The following is a 17438-nucleotide window of genomic DNA, read 5'->3' as shown; positions in this document are numbered from 1 at the left end:
TAATTATTGTAGTTGGGACCGGGCTCTGGCTAATGCGATTAGCACAGTGTCTTTTCTTTAGTAAAAGTTTCTACTAAGTCCATCAATTCTTTTGCAGTTGGCTGAGCAAGTGCTTGCTCTGCTAGTGCTCTTGCATCATCGTAATTTGCATTACGAATTACTTTTTTGATGCGAGGAATTGAAATAGCACTCATACTAAACTCATCTAATCCCATGCCGAGAAGGAGCAATGTTGCTCGTTCATCTCCAGCAAGTTCACCACACATTCCAGTCCATTTACCTTCAGCATGTGATGCATCAATCACCTGTTTTATCAGGTTGAGTACTGCAGGTGACATTGGATTATATAGATGAGATATCAGCTCATTTCCACGGTCTACAGCCAGAGTATATTGTGTTAGATCGTTAGTCCCAATACTAAAAAAGTCAACTTCTTTTGCCATATGACGAGCCATCACTGCTGCGGCTGGGGTTTCTACCATCACACCGACTTCAATAGATTCATCAAAAGCTTTCTTTTCTTCACGAAGCTGGCTTTTCAGTATTTCAAGTTCTGCTTTCAATGCACGGATCTCTTCAACAGAGATAATCATTGGAAACATAATACGTAGTTTACCAAAAGCAGATGCTCTTAAGATAGCACGTAATTGCGGATGAAGGATCTCTTTACGGTCAAGACAAATACGAATTGCACGCCAGCCTAAGAATGGGTTCTCTTCTTTTGGTAGGTTCATGTAAGGTAAGTCTTTATCGCCACCAATATCCATAGTACGAATAATGACCGCTGGGCTTCCTACTGCTTCAGCTACCGCTTTATAGGCTTGGAATTGCTCATCTTCTGTTGGTAAAGAGTCTCTATCCATAAATAAGAATTCAGTACGATACAGACCAACACCTTCAGCACCGTTACGTTCTGCACCAGCAACATCTCGAACTGTACCAATATTAGCGCAAACTTCAACTTGATGCCCATCAAGCGTAATAGCAGGTAAGTCTTTGAGTTTTGCTAATTCTTCTTTTTCGTGCAGGTACTCTTCTTTGATAGCTTTTAATGTTTCGAGTTCCTCATCTGATGGATTAATAATGATTTTGTTATTAATCGCATCAAGAACAAGATAATCGTCTTTTTTAATGGTTTGTGTCGCATTAGATGTTCCCACGATAGCTGGAATTTCTAATGAACGAGCCATGATAGAAGTGTGAGATGTTCTACCACCTAAGTCAGTGATAAAACCTAATACGTTGTCTAAGCTTAATTGCGCAGTTTCAGAAGGGGTAAGGTCAGTTGCAACTAAAATAACTTTTTCTGAGATAGCGCTTAAATCGATAATTGGCATCTCTAAGATATTGCGCATTAAGCGTTTACCAATATCACGAACGTCAGCCGCACGCTCTTTTAGATATTCGTCATCTAACGCTTCTAATGCGGTTGCTTGATCTTCAATAACAGATTGAACAGCAGCTTCAGCCGTTTTTTTGTCGCTTTTGATAAGAGTAACAATTTCTTGTTCTAACTCTTCATCTTCTAGCAACATGATATGGCCTTCAAAGATTTCGGCTTTATCCGCACCAAGATTCTTCTCAGCACGCTCTTTAATAATTTCTAGTTGTTGTGCAGATTTGTTACGACCGTCTTTAAAGCGTTCGATTTGATTCTCAATTTCATCACTTTGGATCTTACGTTGGCTAATGATGATTGGTTCTTCTTTGAGAAGAAGGGTTTGACCAAATGCGATACCGGGTGACGCTAAAATTCCTGAAATCATAATTTATCCTACGACTTGCTGGTGATAATCTTAAAAGAATAGGATTGCAAAATACTGTTGTTTTAAAATCATCATTGAAATTAACTCCCCTGAATGGTTTCAGGGGAATAAATACTGCGTTAATACTTAATCGCGAATTACTCTAATTCCGCCATTAATTTTACCAATGCTTCAACAGCTTGTTTTTCATCTTCGCCTTCAGCAGAGATAGTTACAACAGTACCTTGGGTTAAGCCTAAAGTTTGTAATTTGAAAAGGCTCTTAGCACTGGCAGATTTACCACTAGAGATAAGCGTAATATCAGAAGAGAATGTTTTGGCTTCTTTTACAAATTGTGCTGCAGGACGAGTATGTAAGCCGTTTGGTGCTGTAATAGTAACTTCTTGCTGGTACATAGGATTTTTTCCTTTTATAACTCAATTGTTCACATTAAGTCAGGACTTAGTAAGTGTAGATGAATTTGTCCTGCTTTGCGTAGCAATATCAGATAATATTAAGTCGTAAAGCGTCATCTGATAAAAATAGTGTTCAGAAAGATAAAAGAGCTAGTTTTGTCGTCTCGGTTATTTTCTGATTAATTTCGACCTTCGAAATAATTAATTGATTAAATACTAAACTCGAAGAAATAAATCACCTGTTTGGGTGACAAACTTTGATCTCTACCACAAAAAAAGCACCGTTGAGGTGCTTTTTTAATAAATATTTTACAATTGAGATGACGCGATTTAGCTATCAGAAATGTCAGCAAAAAGTGGGGTGCTTAAATAACGTTCACCTGAAGAAGGTAAAATAACCACAATTTCTTTATTTGCAAATTCTGGCTCTTTTGCCAGTTTTACTGCTGCTGCAATAGCTGCACCTGAAGAAATACCAGCAAGAATACCTTCTTTAGTCATAAGTTCACGAGCAGTATCAAAGGCTTCTTCATTAGTGATTTGAATAACACGATCCAGTAACGATAAATCTAGGTTTTCAGGAATAAAGCCAGCTCCGATACCTTGGATTTTATGTGGACCCGGTTTAATTTCTTCACCAGCTAAAGCTTGCGTGATAACAGGAGAGCCTGCTGGTTCAACAGCAACCATGGTTACTGCTTTACCTTGTGTCTTTTTCAAATAGCGACCAATACCTGTAATCGTACCACCAGTGCCGACACCAGCAATAACAACACCGACTTCACCATCAGTATCATTCCAGATTTCAGGGCCTGTGGTTTTTTCATGAATTTCAGGGTTAGCTGGATTACTAAATTGTTGTAGTAAAAGGTAACGCTTAGGATCGCTATCGCGAATTTCATTGGCTTTATCAATGGCACCTTTCATGCCTTTTGCGCCTTCAGTCAGCACTAAATTAGCACCTAATGCTTTGAGCAATTTACGGCGTTCGATACTCATGGTATCTGGCATCGTCAGAGTTAATTTGTAACCACGAGCTGCTGCAACATAAGCCAGTGCAATCCCAGTATTACCACTAGTCGGTTCTACAAGCTCCACGCCTTCTTTAAGAATGCCTTTCTTTTCTGCATCCCAAATCATGTTGGCACCGATACGGCATTTTACACTGAAGCTTGGGTTACGAGATTCTACTTTAGCCAGAATGTTGCCATTTCCGAAATGCTTTAAGCGAATTAAGGGAGTGTGTCCAATAGTTTGCGAGTTGTCTTCGAAAATCTTACTCATTTTTATCCTCGGTACATGATTTTTATAAGGTCAGATGAAATTACCATACGCCATCAAACTAAAGATGGAAATAAGCTTTATGAATATACTTATAACTTTTTTATATTTTTATTCCAAAAGGTTCTAATCAAGAGTCAGTGAGACGATTCACAAATTAATAAATCAAGAGATGTACAGTATATTGATGGCTGATAATCTATTTTTAACCACATTTACTGCAAATACAGGGGTCATAATGGAAACCATTGAAGAGTTGATTAGTGCGCTTGAACTTGCTGTGCCTGAATTAGATGCGCAAGCTTTGCGTGAAAATTTACCTGAGTCAGATGCTCAAGAAGATGTCCTTAATTGGCTATATGAATCACTCTCAGCTCAAGGATTAATGGATTATGTGGAGTGGACAGAATATTTTGGCGATATTCCTGATCTAAAATCGTTAGAGCACATCTCTTTGTCTGAATCACCGAGTGCGTTGATTTTATCTCAAGTTGAAAATATTGATTGGGATGAGGCGAGTGTAGACCCTTATATGTTGCCTTATGAACTACCTTATTTGGAATATATTAACCACTTTTTGACAGAAAAAGGGTTACGATTGGTCGATCTCACTCCGTTTGAAAATGCTTATATTTTCTGTATTCGAGATGATGAAGAGTTAATTGAAAAACTAGATGGCGCATTAAATATTTTTGAAATGGGTATTAATGAGCGTGAGCCGATGGATAGAGAAGAAACGAAAGATTATATTCGTTCATTAATTGAGTAGTATGATTAACAACAAATAAGCCACATCACGTTTTAGAAAAAAGCATAAAATAAAACCCCGTCTTAAATAAAACGGGGTTTTTCATATTTATCGAGATATGACTAAATGAGGTTTACCACTGCCCATCTTGCACATGCTGTTTACGATAACGATCGCACCACATTGCGGTTGCACCACAGATAGCAACTGGCATGATGACTAAATTTAGAATAGGGATCATGGTAAAAATATTAATAACCATACCAAATTGAAGATTATTCCATTTATCCTGTTTAAGCGAAGATTTCATCGCTGCAAATGATATTTTGTGGTTATCAAATGGGAAGTCATTATATTGAATTGCCATCATCCAAGCACCAAAAGCAAACCATAAAACAGGCGCAACGGTTTGTCCGATAGCAGGAATAAAATAGAGCAATAACAAGACAATAGCGCGAGGTAAATAATAAGCTATTTTGGTTAACTCACGTTTTAAAATACGTGGAATATCTTTCAATATACCTGCAACACCTGTATCGGGTGGGTTAACGCCAGTTATTTGACCTTCTAATTTTTCAGCTAATAATCCATTAAACGGAGAAGCGATAATATTGGCTAAGGTACTAAAGAAATAAGTGAATACGAGTAAGATAAAAATAACGGATAGTGGCCAGATCAAATAACTCAACCATTGTAACCAATCAGGAACTTTTTCCATCATCCAATTGACCATGCTACCAATTTGACCATATAACCACCAAAAGGCGCTTCCGAGAATAATAATATTGGCAAGTAAAGGTAAGATAACAAAACGCTTCAGCCCTTTGCGTGTAATTAAACGCCAACCAAGAGCAAAATAATGAAATCCATTTAAATTTTTATTCGTTTCTGTCAAATTTGTCATACTTCCTATTCTCTCCAGTGAGGGCAAGCTAGTATCATATAGGGAGATAATCAGCCTTACTAGTCATGAATTGTCTAAAAAACGCGCATAAGAGATTGATGTGTGTATCTTTGTGACAAGAAAATTAAGTATTGGCTTGCACTTATGAGCATTGGCAAATACTCTTAGTAAAAAGTAATATTTGCCAACGTGGCTATTAAACCTCAAGACAACAGAGATAGAAATGATGCAGCAAAATTTGCGTCTGATATTAATCGTTGTTGGTGCGATTTTAATCATAGCTTTGTTATTACACGGCTTATGGATTGGTCGAAAAGAGCGTTCTAAGCTTTTCCGTAATCGCCCAGTAAAACGTCAGAAACAGAATTATCAGTCAGATGAGAACGATGACGAACCACAATATGCTGAGGTTAGTCATCAGACATCAACTTTATCCTCTACTGAAAAGCGGGAGAGTGAGCCACCGATAAAATCGGAGCCTCTACATGAACCTGAAATTTCAGTGGCAGATAGAGATCCATTAATGTCTGAAAGCCAAACAAAAGGGAGTTCTCACGATACTTCATTACAGCAAGAGCCAAGTCTTGGTGTTTTTGATGTTATTGAAAAAGAGCCTGTACCGATTGTTAGGGATGAGCCAAAACAAGAACCTGTGGCGAATGTTGCGAGTGAAGTAAAATCACACGTTAATACAGTAAGCCCTTCTGCGAGTTTAGAGCCTTCAATTTCAGAAACAACGGCTCATATGACTCCTGTTGAAACTGAGGCTTCGCATCATGCTCCGGCTGAAGAGCCAAAAGTTGAATCTGCTTCGCAAGCAACAGAAGCAGAGAAAGAGCTGGTTATTGTTCTAAACGTAAGCGCACATCATGGTCAAATGCTGGATGGTGAAGCGTTGATGCAGAGTATCATTCAAGCTGGCTTCCAGTTTGGCGAAATGAATATTTTCCATCGCCATCTCAATCCAACTGCTAATGGACCTGTGTTGTTTAGTTTAGCGAATATGGTGAAACCAGGAACATTTAACATTGATACAATGGCTGAATTAACAACACCCGGTGTATCGATGTTTATGATGGTGCCATCTTATGGTGATGCTAACCAAAACTTTAAATTGATGTTACTTACGGCTCAACGTATAGCATCTGACGTAGGTGGTGTTGTGCTGGATGATGAACGCAAGCTCTTAACGCCACAAAAAATCGAGCTTTATAAATCTAGAATTCGCAGGACGCTAGATTTAAATCAATAGCTTTATATCTGTAAAAAAAACCCCCGCTTGCGGGGGTTTTTCTTCTTTGGTGATAATCATGAATAAAAACACTCAACAAAAAATTGATAAACTTCGCGTTACTCTACGTCACCATGAATATCTCTATCATGTCATGGACGCACCTGAAATACCTGATGCTGAATACGATCGCTTAATGAATGAGCTAAAAGCATTAGAAGCTGAATACCCCGAATTAATTACCTCTGATTCGCCTACACAGCGAGTTGGTGCTTTACCTCTAACGGCATTTGAGCAAGTGAGACATGAAATTCCGATGCTCTCTTTAGATAATGCTTTTGATGAAACAAGCTATCTGGCTTTTGATAAGCGTTTACGTGATCGTTTAAAAAATAATGAAGAGATCACTTTCTGTTGTGAATTAAAATTAGATGGATTGGCAGTCAGTTTACTTTATGAAAATGGAGTATTAGTACAAGCTGCAACGCGTGGTGATGGTACAACAGGGGAAAATATCACGGAGAATGTGAGAACAATCAAAGCCATTCCACTACGTTTATATGGTGAAGACATTCCTGCTCGTATTGAAATTCGTGGCGAAGTCTTTATGAATGAAAAAGGCTTTGAATATTTAAACGAGGAAGCGCGTCGCACAGGCGGAAAAGTTTTTGCTAACCCTCGTAATGCCGCAGCCGGCTCATTAAGACAGCTTGATCCTCGTATTACAGCAAAACGTCCATTAACCTTTTTCTGTTATGGTGTCGGTGTCCTTGAGGGGGGCGAATTACCTACAAGCCACTATGAGCGCCTACAACAATTTAAAAAATGGGGATTACCCGTTAGCGATGCTGTAAAACTTTGTACAGGCAGCAAGGCAGTGCTTGATTTTTATCGCCATGTAGAAGAAGTTCGCCCTAATTTAGGTTTTGATATTGATGGTGTTGTTATCAAAGTTGATGATATTGCACTGCAAGAAGAGCTAGGTTTTGTCTCAAGAGCGCCGCGTTGGGCTATTGCTTATAAATTCCAAGCTCAAGAGCAAATGACGATTATCAAAGATGTCGAATTCCAAGTAGGGCGTACTGGGGCTATTACGCCTGTTGCACGTTTAGAACCTGTTCAGGTTGCAGGTGTTGTTGTGAGTAATGCAACGTTACACAATGCTGATGAAATTGAACGTTTAGGGATACGTATTGGCGATACAGTAGTTATTCGTCGAGCAGGTGATGTTATTCCTCAGGTTGTCAGTGTGATTGAAGAGAAGCGCCCTGATGATGCTCAAGAAATTATTTTTCCGACACATTGTCCTATTTGTGATTCTGATGTTGAGCGCATTGAAGGTGAAGCTGTTGCACGTTGTACTGGTGGCTTAATTTGTGGAGCGCAACGCAAAGAAGCACTTAAACATTTTGTTTCACGTCGAGCTATGGATGTGGATGGAATGGGCGATAAAATTATCGACCAACTGGTTGAGAAAGAATATGTCAAAACGCCAGCAGATCTCTTCCGTTTAGATGAAAAAATCTTATCTGGTTTAGAGCGAATGGGCGAAAAATCAGCTAAAAAATTGATCACTGCTTTAGATAAGGCTAAATCAACGACATTTGCGCGTTTTATTTATGCACTTGGTATCCGAGAAGTTGGCGAAGCAACCGCAAGTGGACTGACAACACATTTCTCAACGCTTGATGCATTACGAAATGCAGATGTAGAAGCGCTAAAATCAGTCCCTGATGTAGGCGATGTTGTGGCTAAACATGTCGTTAATTTTTTCCAAGAGGAACACAATAGAACGGTTATTGAACAATTGATCAATGATGCGGGTATTACATGGCAAGCGCCTATTATTGTGGCTCATGAAGCGGGCGATAATCCTTTTGCGGGTAAAACTGTTGTATTAACAGGGTCACTTTCACAGTTAACGCGTGATGAAGCAAAAGACAGATTAGTCGCGTTAGGCGCAAAAGTGAGCGGAAGCGTTTCTAAAAAAACCGATATGGTGATAGCGGGTGAAGCCGCAGGCTCTAAGTTAGTGAAAGCTAATGAGTTAGGGATAACCGTTATCGATGAAGATGAAATGATACGATTACTTGATCAATCGAAATAATCATTCTAATATTTAATAAATGCTACTGGGAAACCTTCTCAGTGGCATTTTTACTTAAGTCAAATTTACATTTTATGTTTCTTAAGTAACTTTCAAAGTGTGATCAACCTATCTTATTTAATAAATAGTGTGTATGCGGTTTCATGAGATTGTGACAATAGTCACATCCTAATGTTACGCGTTACATAAAATGCTCTACAAGATTTATTTTTATTTTTGGAGCATGCATGTCCTCTATCATTCACTTCGTTTTAGCACTCGCCGTTATTGGCGCATTAGCATTCGTTGCGAGTAACAACCGCAAAGGGATCCGTCTGCGTTATATCGTGCAGTTATTAGTTATTGAAATCGCATTAGCATGGTTCTTCCTCAACTCTGATGTTGGTGAAGGCTTTGTTCGTGGCTTCGCTGGATTATTTGATCACTTATTAGGTTATGCCGCACAAGGTACTGAATTCGTATTCGGTGGCATGATGAAAGGTGGTTTAGCATTCTTCTTCCTGAATGTTTTATGTCCAATTATCTTTATTTCTGCATTAATTGGTATTCTTCAGCATATCAAAGTATTACCTTTCGTGATCCGCATTATCGGTACTGTACTTTCTAAAGTGAACGGTATGGGGAAATTGGAATCATTCAACGCAGTTAGCTCACTGGTTCTTGGTCAATCAGAGAACTTTATTGCCTATAAAGATGTATTAGGCAAAATGTCTCAGCGTCGTATGTACACTATGGCTGCAACAGCAATGTCAACCGTATCAATGTCAATTGTTGGTGCATATATGACAATGCTAGATCCAAAGTATGTCGTTGCTGCTCTAGTACTGAATATGTTCAGTACCTTTATCGTCCTTTCTGTGATTAACCCATACTCTGTTGAGAATGAAGAAGATATTCAAATGGGTAATCTGCATGAAGGTCAAAGCTTCTTTGAAATGTTAGGTGAATATATCTTAGCAGGTTTCAAAGTGGCATTAATCGTTGCTGCAATGCTGATTGGTTTCATTGCATTAATCGCAGCAGTGAATGCGATTTTCAGCATGATTTTCGGTATTAGCTTCCAAGATTGTTTAGGTTACGTCTTCTATCCATTAGCATGGGTTATTGGTGTGCCAGAGCAAGATGCATTACGTGTTGGTAGTGTTATGGCAACTAAATTAGTGTCTAACGAATTCGTTGCAATGGGTAGCTTACAAGATATCGCTGCTGAAATTTCACCACGCTCTGTTGGTATCTTATCTGTATTCTTAGTTTCATTTGCTAACTTCTCTTCAATCGGGATTGTTGCAGGTGCGATTAAAGGTCTAAACGAAGTACAAGGTAACGTTGTGTCTCGTTTCGGTCTGAAATTACTGTTTGGCTCTACATTGGTAAGCTTCTTATCAGCAGCTATTGCAGGTCTGTTTGTTTAATCTCTGAAGATAAAACAAATAGCATGTGAACAAAATAACAATGTAAACTGAGTCACTAATCAAGTGATAGAAAATCAAGCAGTACCTTCGGGTACTGCTTTTTTTATCTTTAAATTGCCCTATAATCGGTTCTATTCCTTCAATGACAACGTGGTAGAGAACATGTTAGAGAAACAGCACCTTATCGATATAGCAAACACACAAATGCCATTTGGTAAGTACAAAGGGCGTATGCTAGTTGATTTACCTGAAGAGTATTTATTGTGGTTTGCAAAGAAAGGCGAGTTTCCTGAAGGTAAGCTTGGCCAACTCATGGAGATGACCTTAGCAATTAAAATTGAAGGTTTAGAAGGGCTATTAAAGCCATTAAAGCGGTGAAGTTAATTATTATCCATACCTGATTTTTCAGGTGTTAATGCATTAATAATTTTCTGACTTAATTCAATAAATAATGTTTGTTCTCCGAGCGTTAAACATTTACTTATTTTCTCGGCATTTTGTTTTCGACCTAATGCTGCTCTTGCTAAAAAAGCGTGGCCTTCATGCGTTAAATGGGTAATAAACTCACGCTTGTCTTTTTCTGAACGATTTTGAGCAATAAATCCTAAAGATTTTAATCCCCGCATAAATTTCGATAAATTTTGTCTTGAAATTGCCAACGAGTCACTTAATTGAGAAGGGGTTAAGTCACCTCGTAAGCGCAATAATTCTAAAATATCATATTGACCCCAAGTAACTTGCTCTGGGGTATAACGGGTTCGTTGTGCGACTAATGTGCATTGTAATAATGACAATGCATTTTCTAAATCACTCTTTTCCATAAATACGCCATCTCATGAATTATGTTAACTAAAGTTAATATTATCAGGTCATTCATTGTGAATAAACTTTATGTTGATTAACTAAAGTTAATCAAATAAGATGACACATAGTTAACTTTGGTTAATTATCTTGCGGTTGCCTGATAAAACTTGATGTAATTGATAAGAGGTAAAGTCGAAATGATGGATTATTTTAAAGATAAAGTGATTTTAGTCACTGGCGCAAGTACAGGTGTAGGTGAAGGCATTGCACAATTACTATTTCAACGTGGTGCAACGGTTTTTATTACAGGTCGGCATTTAGAGGAAGTAACAAAAACAGCACGTTCTATTGATATAACTGGTAAGAAAGTCATTGCGTTACAGGCTGATATGACCTCATTTTCTCAAGTAAAAGAAATGATTGAAATTATCATCGCTCAAGCAGGAGCATTACATGGCTTGGTTAATAATGCTGGGATCACGGGACCTCATAATACATCTATTGTGGATTATGAGATTGAAGATTGGAAAGCTGTAATTGATACAGATATCAATGGCGTATTTTATGGCTTGAAATATGGCATACCTGCAATATTAAAAAGCGGGGGAGGAAGTATTGTGAATCTTTCTTCATCTAATGGCATTGTGGGGATTGCGGGGATTTCAGCATATACAGCGGCTAAACACGCCGTATTAGGGATCACTCGTTCAGCTGCGCTTGAGTTTGCAGATAAAGGAATAAGGATCAATGCGGTTGGACCTGGTTATGTCGATACGCCAAGAATGCAAATGTTACCCGATGAAGTACGTGAATGGATGGCAAACACACACCCAATGAAACGAATGGCAACTAGAGAAGAAGTTGCTAAAACAGTCGCTTTTTTACTTTCAGATGAAAGCAGTTTTTCCACTGGAGCATTTTATGCCATTGATGGGGGTTATACTGCACAATAGAAATAAATAAAGGGGAGTAGAAAACAAAAAATCCCGAAGATTTCTCTTCAGGATTTTAAAATTCTGGTGGAGCTAAACGGGATCGAACCGTTGACCTCTTGCATGCCATGCAAGCGCTCTCCCAACTGAGCTATAACCCCACATATTGGATTGTTCTAGAAGTATATTGGTGGAGCTAAGCGGGATCGAACCGCTGACCTCTTGCATGCCATGCAAGCGCTCTCCCAACTGAGCTATAGCCCCAACATACTGGAACGGGCTTGATAATAGGCAACAAGCACAATACTGTCAATCAGTTAATCTCACATTATTTATTGATTGCTGAAAAAGAGTACAAAAAAAAGATACATTCGCTATTTGAGGAATGTATCTTTCTTAATAAGTAAGATTAACGAGTAAGTTAAGCTTGGTTTTCTCTTTCAGTAATAAAGTCTAATGCTTTATTAATACGTGCAATGCTACGTGTTTTACCAATAGCATGAACGGTAACATCTAAGCCAGGAGATTGACCGGCACCTGTTACAGCAACACGTAACGGCATACCTACTTTACCCATACCCACTTCTAATTCATCAGCGGTATCTTGAATGGCTTGGTGAACATTTTCAGCCGTCCATTCTGTAATTGCTGATAACTTATCGCGAACAACTTCTAATGGTTGACGAGCAACTGGGCGTAAATGTTTTTTCGCAGCAGCTTCTTCAAAGGTTTCGAAATCAACATAGAAGTAATGGCAACTTTCAGCCATCTCTTTTAATGTTTTGCAACGTTCGCCTAATAATTTGATCAGCTCCACTAATGATGGACCATTGCTGGTATCAATATTTTGCTGTTTGATATGCCAATCTAAATGAACCGCAACTTTCTCTGCTGGCAATGTATTGATGTAGTGATGGTTTAACCAAAGTAGTTTATCAGTATTAAATGCGCTTGCTGATTTACTGATAGCTTCTAAAGTGAAGTGTTCAATCATTTCATCAATCGTAAAGATCTCTTGGTCACCATGAGACCAGCCTAAACGTACTAAGTAGTTTAATAGAGCTTCAGGTAAATAGCCGTCATCACGATATTGCATTACGCTGACTGCGTTGTAACGTTTAGATAGTTTTTTACCATCATCACCTAAAATCATTGATACGTGAGCATATTCAGGTACAGGAGCACCTAATGCTTTGAGAATATTGATTTGGCGAGGTGTGTTATTGATATGATCTTCACCACGAATAACATGAGTGATTTCCATATCCCAGTCATCGATAACAACACAGAAGTTATAAGTTGGAGAACCATCAGTACGACGAATAATCAGATCGTCAAGTTCTTGGTTGCTAAATTCAATAGGGCCACGAATTTTGTCATCAAAAATAACAGAACCTTCTTGTGGATTTAAAAAACGCACAACATGAGGTTCATCAGCGCTATGATTATGGTTACCGCCACGGCAACAACCATCGTAACGAGGTTTTTCACCTTTCGCCATTTGATCTTCGCGTAGTTGTTCTAAACGCTCTTTAGAACAATAGCAACGGTATGCCGTACCCGCAGATAACATTTGATCAATCACTTGGTTATAGCGATCGAAGCGTTTAGTCTGATAATAAGGACCTTCATCCCAATTCAGATTTAACCAATTCATACCGTCCATGATTGCATCGATGGCTGGCTGTGTAGAACGCTCTAAGTCGGTGTCTTCTATACGCAGTACAAATTCGCCCTTATTATGACGGCTATATAACCAGGAATAAAGTGCGGTACGCGCACCACCAACATGTAGATAGCCAGTAGGACTTGGTGCAAAACGGGTTTTTATTTTACTCATTGGGATTGCCTTTGTACGTCTTACTTATATATAGATAAGTAATCGTGATTATCAAAAAAACGAAATGGTTGCCTTATTTTATCACTGGATGCTAATTCCTCAATGGCATTAAGCTTTTAACAGAGATAAATTTTTCAAATTGATGATTTTTTGTTTGACGAAGAGTATCCGTAGGATTACTTTGGTTAATTGCTGTGTCACTTATGGTGCTAAAAAAAGCATCTTGACTAAAAATAAAACGAACGATCATTTTCACGATAAAAAACTGATAAAAATCGTTGACTCATAGCGCAGTATCCCTATAATGCACCCCATCACGACGGGCGGTTAGCTCAGTTGGTAGAGCATCTCCCTTACAAGGAGGAGGTCGTTGGTTCGAGCCCAATACCGCCCACCATTATTTTTGTTGTGATACGTTGTATGATTTAGTGTAATTGGGCGGTTAGCTCAGTTGGTAGAGCATCTCCCTTACAAGGAGGAGGTCGTTGGTTCGAGCCCAATACCGCCCACCAATTACATTAAAGCGTGGTAGTGAGAATTTAGTCATCATGAAGTGGGCGGTTAGCTCAGTTGGTAGAGCATCTCCCTTACAAGGAGGAGGTCGTTGGTTCGAGCCCAATACCGCCCACCACTTCATCCGGTTATTTCGCGCAATATCACAAATTTAGGTATGGGTCGTTAGCTCAGTCGGTAGAGCAGTTGACTTTTAATCAATTGGTCGGGCGTTCGAATCGCCCACGACCCACCATTCCTAAAAATACAACATAAAGTAGTGAACATTGTGACGGGTCGTTAGCTCAGTCGGTAGAGCAGTTGACTTTTAATCAATTGGTCGGGCGTTCGAATCGCCCACGACCCACCATTCACAAAGCTACTTATAGATTTACGCAAAATTATTAAATGGGTCGTTAGCTCAGTCGGTAGAGCAGTTGACTTTTAATCAATTGGTCGGGCGTTCGAATCGCCCACGACCCACCATTTAATAATCAAGCGGGCGGTTAGCTCAGTTGGTAGAGCATCTCCCTTACAAGGAGGAGGTCGTTGGTTCGAGCCCAATACCGCCCACCACTTCTTTATCTTTTCTTCATTCCTTCTTTTTTATTTCCCTAGTATTTCTTTAAAACAAGCAACAATAGCCATTTGGTATTTTTAATACCTGTATTATTGCGGTCTAGCTGTATTCTTTTAAGTCTCAATCGGTTTATCTATATCTGCTGTTTTATCATCTTGCTCATGCATGCCTTATTTATACCCGTATATCCTTACCTACATGCATTCCTAGTCCTTTTATATACCCAAGGCAATACCCTTAGCTACTCATCTTGTTCCTTTAGCGCTATTAGTCTCTAAGACTGTTTTAACCTGTTATTACATTGTACTTTTTGTGAAAAGAGAGCGTAAGTCGGTTTCTTTATTACGCTTTTTTACATTTTGTCATGTTTTTATCATTTAAAATGGAGGGCTTATAAAAAAGGAAATCTCTCTTCTGTTGTTGAGTTAATCATTTTAGATGAAGGGCGTTCGGTAGAAAATATGTATCTATTTGGAGCTAAAAATATTAAAAAAATTACTTCAACTGAAAAAGAAAGTTCTACTCTCTTTAGGCGTAAATATAGGCATTTCCAGTTTATTAATAGAATTAAATAACCTTAGATACACGGTTATAAATCATTTGAACACTTCTTATGAGCAATATCTCTCGTGAAATGAGCAAGTTAAAACATTTTTAGTTAGCATTGAAAAATATGTAGATCCCATTTTTTAAGAAAAAATTTAGAAGATTAAAAGACCCAAATAGGGCTTTATAGTTAATCTTTCGTACTTTTTATAAAACATAGGATGGTGCTAACAAGAAGAAAGATAAAATATAATGATGTTTTATCTTATTTATTCTTCTTTTTTAAAGATATGATCGAGCAAGATAATTTGCTTAACCTTATGAATTAAAATAAATTAATTTTTAAGTTTGATATTTATCAATATCTTTATCATAATGAACTGAATAGTAAATGATATAAAGCAAAATACACTTGTTTTATCAGTAATTGATTTGTCCTGGAGTGGTTAATTTCATTTTTTACGAAAAATGGAGAAAATTGTGCATTTGACAGGAACATAAATTATATAAAAATATTAATGTTTATTTTGCACTAAGAATAACTCTTATATGGAATAGGTGAAATTACTTAGGACGTAAAAAGATTAATTTTTGTATTTTTTAACAAAATTAGATCATACTAAAATCGATATTTAATAGTTCATTCTCTCATTAATTTAGCTTAATATGCGATGATTGCTCGGTTTCTATAATGTACGAAATACGCGTATTTGAGCGAAAAAGAAAGAATAGTATTGTGTGCTCATAAAAAGAACAGTTTTTATGGTAATAAGTGTAGTCTTTGAATAACTTACTGATAAAACAAAAATATTTATATTAACATTCACCTTTTTTCTATTTTATAAAGAAGATTTTCAATCTAATTGAAACTTAAAATAAGTTATTCATTAATAAAAATTCAAAAAAAATGAGTAATTAAATCTATAATTTGTTTATTCTAGAGTAATAAAGAATTGTAGATTTTGAAATATATTTAGTTGAACGAGTAAGGGTTTATGCTTATATAAATTAATTAACAAATGTTTAAAGTGTGATTTATATCTAAATCTTAATGCAATATCTGTAATGTATTGAAATTAAAGTATAATGTTTGCTTATTTATAAACTCATCAGATTTCATTGATATTGCTTAAGCTATTTAATAAAAATAAGAAAATCGTTACCTTTGCGAGGTTAATTTATTATTTTAAATAAATTAGACTGATATAAGTTGATTTATTTTTGCACAATTCAAACAATCACACTTTAAATTAAGCTTGTAATAGATAATAATTCTAATTAATGAGTAAAGTTTAAGGAAAAAAAAGCGTAATTTTATAACTAAAATATTCTAATTTTATGAAAATAAAGAATATATACCATTATCCTAGGTATTATTAACTAGCATGAGTAAATTACTGTACTTGCACTGTCTTTTTTTGACTAGTTGAAAGTGTTTAAATGCGTAGTATATTATTTACATATGATAAGTCGTGTTATGAATTGTAATATTTCTTATCTACTAAAATAATATTTTATTAAAACAAAAAGGTGTCCTCGACAATATATAGTTTTACATATTATTGCGCAGGAACACACCATTATAAAATTAGATATCAATCAAAGTGAAAAGCGAGAACAATATTATGAGTAGCAAGTATCCAGTCGCTTATGCAGTTGGACAAAAAATTAAGTCATTAAGAAAATCTCAAGGTTATACTGTATTTCAGTTAGCAAAAGAGATTGATATTAGTGAACAACAGTTATTTCGTTATGAGCGTGGTGTAAACCGTATTGATATTGATTGCTTAGTTAGAGTACTTGAAGTACTGGGCGTTAATATTGGTAGCTTCTTTGAAGAAGTAACAGGTGGAATGACTCAAGAAACTGAGCGTAATGAACAACATATTCCAGCTCATTTCGATAGCAAGGCTCTCTCTATTTTCTAATAATATTCTTAAATTAGAAAGTAACTCATTTTAGAATAACTAAATTGAGTAAGATAATTCTTATATTCAGATATTCCCCTTTTGTCAGTTAATAATAAGAATTTTCTTAATGAATAAAATAAAGCCTCTATATGAAACCAATGCCCTTATTAGGGCATTTTACGTTTATAGAGAATGATAATTTTTAATTTTTAAGAAAAAAAGAATAATTGTATTGTAAATGAACCGAGACTTTCATGCTTGGAGAAATATATTCTCGTATTTATTTGTATAAGAAAAAGGCAGCTAATTAATACTTGTTTAGAATAAGCTTCCCATAAAATTGCCACATATATTACCCACCACGATTCCACCTCCTGATAACATTTCTGAAGCTATTAAACGTATAACTTATGCGCTTCACACCAATAAATTTAAAAAGAATGAATTTTAATATGATAAAGACAAAATGTGTGCGTTGGTGAAAATAGGT

At 36.9% G+C, this 17438-nt stretch carries 13 protein-coding genes and 9 tRNA genes; 14 read left to right on the top strand and 8 right to left on the bottom strand.

The features are described 5' to 3' along the window. Positions 1-38: 38 nt before the first annotated feature. The 3 genes from ptsI to cysK all read right to left on the bottom strand — a co-directional run bounded on the left by ptsI (position 39) and on the right by cysK (position 3445). The gene (ptsI, locus tag BTA34_RS10905; RefSeq protein WP_023581648.1) at positions 39-1766 is read right to left on the bottom strand and encodes a phosphoenolpyruvate-protein phosphotransferase PtsI; all 1728 of its coding nucleotides are present in this window, start codon (positions 1764-1766) and stop codon (positions 39-41) included. 137 nt (positions 1767-1903) lie between these two features. Next, positions 1904-2161 carry a phosphocarrier protein Hpr gene (gene ptsH / locus BTA34_RS10900; protein ID WP_006533407.1) on the bottom strand — a complete coding sequence of 86 codons (258 nt, stop codon included), beginning with the start codon at positions 2159-2161 and terminating at the stop codon, positions 1904-1906. Positions 2162-2491: 330 nt separating this feature from the next. Continuing rightward, positions 2492-3445, bottom strand: a complete 954-nt coding sequence (gene cysK, locus BTA34_RS10895) for a cysteine synthase A (RefSeq protein WP_151435620.1) — start codon at positions 3443-3445, stop codon at positions 2492-2494. A 235-nt stretch (positions 3446-3680) separates the two neighbouring features. Between cysK and BTA34_RS10890 the strand changes: the two genes are divergently transcribed. Then, positions 3681-4211, top strand: a complete 531-nt coding sequence (locus tag BTA34_RS10890) for a hypothetical protein (protein ID WP_151435619.1) — start codon at positions 3681-3683, stop codon at positions 4209-4211. Between the two features lie 112 nt (positions 4212-4323). Here BTA34_RS10890 and cysZ read toward each other — a convergent pair whose 3' ends face one another. Continuing rightward, positions 4324-5094: a sulfate transporter CysZ gene (gene cysZ / locus BTA34_RS10885; RefSeq protein ID WP_151435618.1), complete on the bottom strand. Its 771-nt coding sequence runs from the start codon at positions 5092-5094 to the stop codon at positions 4324-4326. Positions 5095-5317: 223 nt separating this feature from the next. On the opposite strand from cysZ, the gene zipA reads away from it, so the two are divergent. The 4 genes from zipA (at position 5318) to BTA34_RS10865 (ending at position 10222) form a co-directional block, all read left to right on the top strand. Further along, positions 5318-6346, top strand: coding sequence for a cell division protein ZipA (gene zipA, locus BTA34_RS10880; protein WP_151435617.1), 1029 nt, complete (start codon positions 5318-5320; stop codon positions 6344-6346). 58 nt (positions 6347-6404) lie between these two features. After that, positions 6405-8432 carry an NAD-dependent DNA ligase LigA gene (gene ligA / locus BTA34_RS10875; protein ID WP_151435616.1) on the top strand — a complete coding sequence of 676 codons (2028 nt, stop codon included), beginning with the start codon at positions 6405-6407 and terminating at the stop codon, positions 8430-8432. 227 nt (positions 8433-8659) lie between these two features. Next, positions 8660-9844, top strand: coding sequence for a NupC/NupG family nucleoside CNT transporter (locus BTA34_RS10870; RefSeq protein WP_023581655.1), 1185 nt, complete (start codon positions 8660-8662; stop codon positions 9842-9844). Between the two features lie 162 nt (positions 9845-10006). Further along, complete coding sequence (locus BTA34_RS10865; RefSeq protein ID WP_023581656.1) at positions 10007-10222, top strand: DUF3820 family protein; 216 nt, start codon at positions 10007-10009, stop codon at positions 10220-10222. Between the two features lie 2 nt (positions 10223-10224). Here the strand turns inward: BTA34_RS10865 and BTA34_RS10860 are convergent, their stop codons facing one another. Further along, a complete protein-coding gene (locus BTA34_RS10860; RefSeq protein ID WP_151435615.1) occupies positions 10225-10665 on the bottom strand; it encodes a MarR family winged helix-turn-helix transcriptional regulator in 441 nt (146 codons plus the stop codon). A 183-nt stretch (positions 10666-10848) separates the two neighbouring features. Between BTA34_RS10860 and BTA34_RS10855 the strand changes: the two genes are divergently transcribed. Continuing rightward, on the top strand, positions 10849-11601 hold the full coding sequence (locus tag BTA34_RS10855) for an SDR family NAD(P)-dependent oxidoreductase (protein WP_151436760.1): 753 nt from the start codon (positions 10849-10851) through the stop codon (positions 11599-11601). Between the two features lie 64 nt (positions 11602-11665). Here BTA34_RS10855 and BTA34_RS10850 read toward each other — a convergent pair. From BTA34_RS10850 to gltX, 3 genes are all read right to left on the bottom strand, one after another. After that, positions 11666-11741, bottom strand: a tRNA-Ala gene (locus BTA34_RS10850). A gap of 27 nt (positions 11742-11768) precedes the next feature. After that, a tRNA-Ala gene (locus tag BTA34_RS10845) sits at positions 11769-11844 on the bottom strand. A gap of 157 nt (positions 11845-12001) precedes the next feature. Beyond that, positions 12002-13420 (bottom strand): glutamate--tRNA ligase, encoded by a 1419-nt coding sequence (gene gltX, locus BTA34_RS10840; protein WP_109370941.1) that lies wholly within the window; start codon positions 13418-13420, stop codon positions 12002-12004. Positions 13421-13741: 321 nt separating this feature from the next. Between gltX and BTA34_RS10835 the strand changes: the two genes are divergently transcribed. The 8 genes from BTA34_RS10835 (at position 13742) to BTA34_RS10800 (ending at position 16966) form a co-directional block, all read left to right on the top strand. Further along, a tRNA-Val gene (locus BTA34_RS10835) sits at positions 13742-13817 on the top strand. A 39-nt stretch (positions 13818-13856) separates the two neighbouring features. Then, positions 13857-13932 (top strand) — tRNA-Val (locus BTA34_RS10830). Positions 13933-13975: 43 nt separating this feature from the next. Beyond that, positions 13976-14051: transfer RNA gene (locus BTA34_RS10825), tRNA-Val, on the top strand. A 41-nt stretch (positions 14052-14092) separates the two neighbouring features. Then, positions 14093-14168: transfer RNA gene (locus BTA34_RS10820), tRNA-Lys, on the top strand. Between the two features lie 38 nt (positions 14169-14206). Next, positions 14207-14282, top strand: a tRNA-Lys gene (locus BTA34_RS10815). Between the two features lie 40 nt (positions 14283-14322). Next, positions 14323-14398, top strand: a tRNA-Lys gene (locus BTA34_RS10810). 14 nt (positions 14399-14412) lie between these two features. Beyond that, positions 14413-14488 (top strand) — tRNA-Val (locus BTA34_RS10805). A gap of 2175 nt (positions 14489-16663) precedes the next feature. Next, positions 16664-16966, top strand: coding sequence for a helix-turn-helix domain-containing protein (locus BTA34_RS10800; RefSeq protein ID WP_088495080.1), 303 nt, complete (start codon positions 16664-16666; stop codon positions 16964-16966). The last annotated feature ends 472 nt before the right edge of the window (positions 16967-17438 follow it).

Source organism: Proteus sp. CD3 (genome assembly GCF_008808075.1).
Lineage (GTDB): Bacteria > Pseudomonadota > Gammaproteobacteria > Enterobacterales > Enterobacteriaceae > Proteus > Proteus appendicitidis.
The sequence above is the reverse complement of the archived record's forward strand: the minus strand, read 5'-3'. Positions and strand labels throughout refer to the sequence as shown.

Excerpts from the sequence above, each read along its gene's own strand:
- BTA34_RS10890 (WP_151435619.1), top strand. The coding sequence starts at position 3,681 with ATGGAAACCATTGAAGAGTTGATTAGTGCGCTTGAACTTGCTGTGCCT.
- BTA34_RS10870 (WP_023581655.1), top strand. The coding sequence starts at position 8,660 with ATGTCCTCTATCATTCACTTCGTTTTAGCACTCGCCGTTATTGGCGCA.
- gltX (WP_109370941.1), bottom strand. The coding sequence starts at position 13,420 with ATGAGTAAAATAAAAACCCGTTTTGCACCAAGTCCTACTGGCTATCTA.
- zipA (WP_151435617.1), top strand. The coding sequence starts at position 5,318 with ATGATGCAGCAAAATTTGCGTCTGATATTAATCGTTGTTGGTGCGATT.
- cysZ (WP_151435618.1), bottom strand. The coding sequence starts at position 5,094 with ATGACAAATTTGACAGAAACGAATAAAAATTTAAATGGATTTCATTAT.
- BTA34_RS10860 (WP_151435615.1), bottom strand. The coding sequence starts at position 10,665 with ATGGAAAAGAGTGATTTAGAAAATGCATTGTCATTATTACAATGCACA.
- cysK (WP_151435620.1), bottom strand. The coding sequence starts at position 3,445 with ATGAGTAAGATTTTCGAAGACAACTCGCAAACTATTGGACACACTCCC.
- ptsI (WP_023581648.1), bottom strand. The coding sequence starts at position 1,766 with ATGATTTCAGGAATTTTAGCGTCACCCGGTATCGCATTTGGTCAAACC.
- ptsH (WP_006533407.1), bottom strand. The coding sequence starts at position 2,161 with ATGTACCAGCAAGAAGTTACTATTACAGCACCAAACGGCTTACATACT.
- BTA34_RS10800 (WP_088495080.1), top strand. The coding sequence starts at position 16,664 with ATGAGTAGCAAGTATCCAGTCGCTTATGCAGTTGGACAAAAAATTAAG.
- BTA34_RS10855 (WP_151436760.1), top strand. The coding sequence starts at position 10,849 with ATGGATTATTTTAAAGATAAAGTGATTTTAGTCACTGGCGCAAGTACA.
- BTA34_RS10865 (WP_023581656.1), top strand. The coding sequence starts at position 10,007 with ATGTTAGAGAAACAGCACCTTATCGATATAGCAAACACACAAATGCCA.
- ligA (WP_151435616.1), top strand. The coding sequence starts at position 6,405 with ATGAATAAAAACACTCAACAAAAAATTGATAAACTTCGCGTTACTCTA.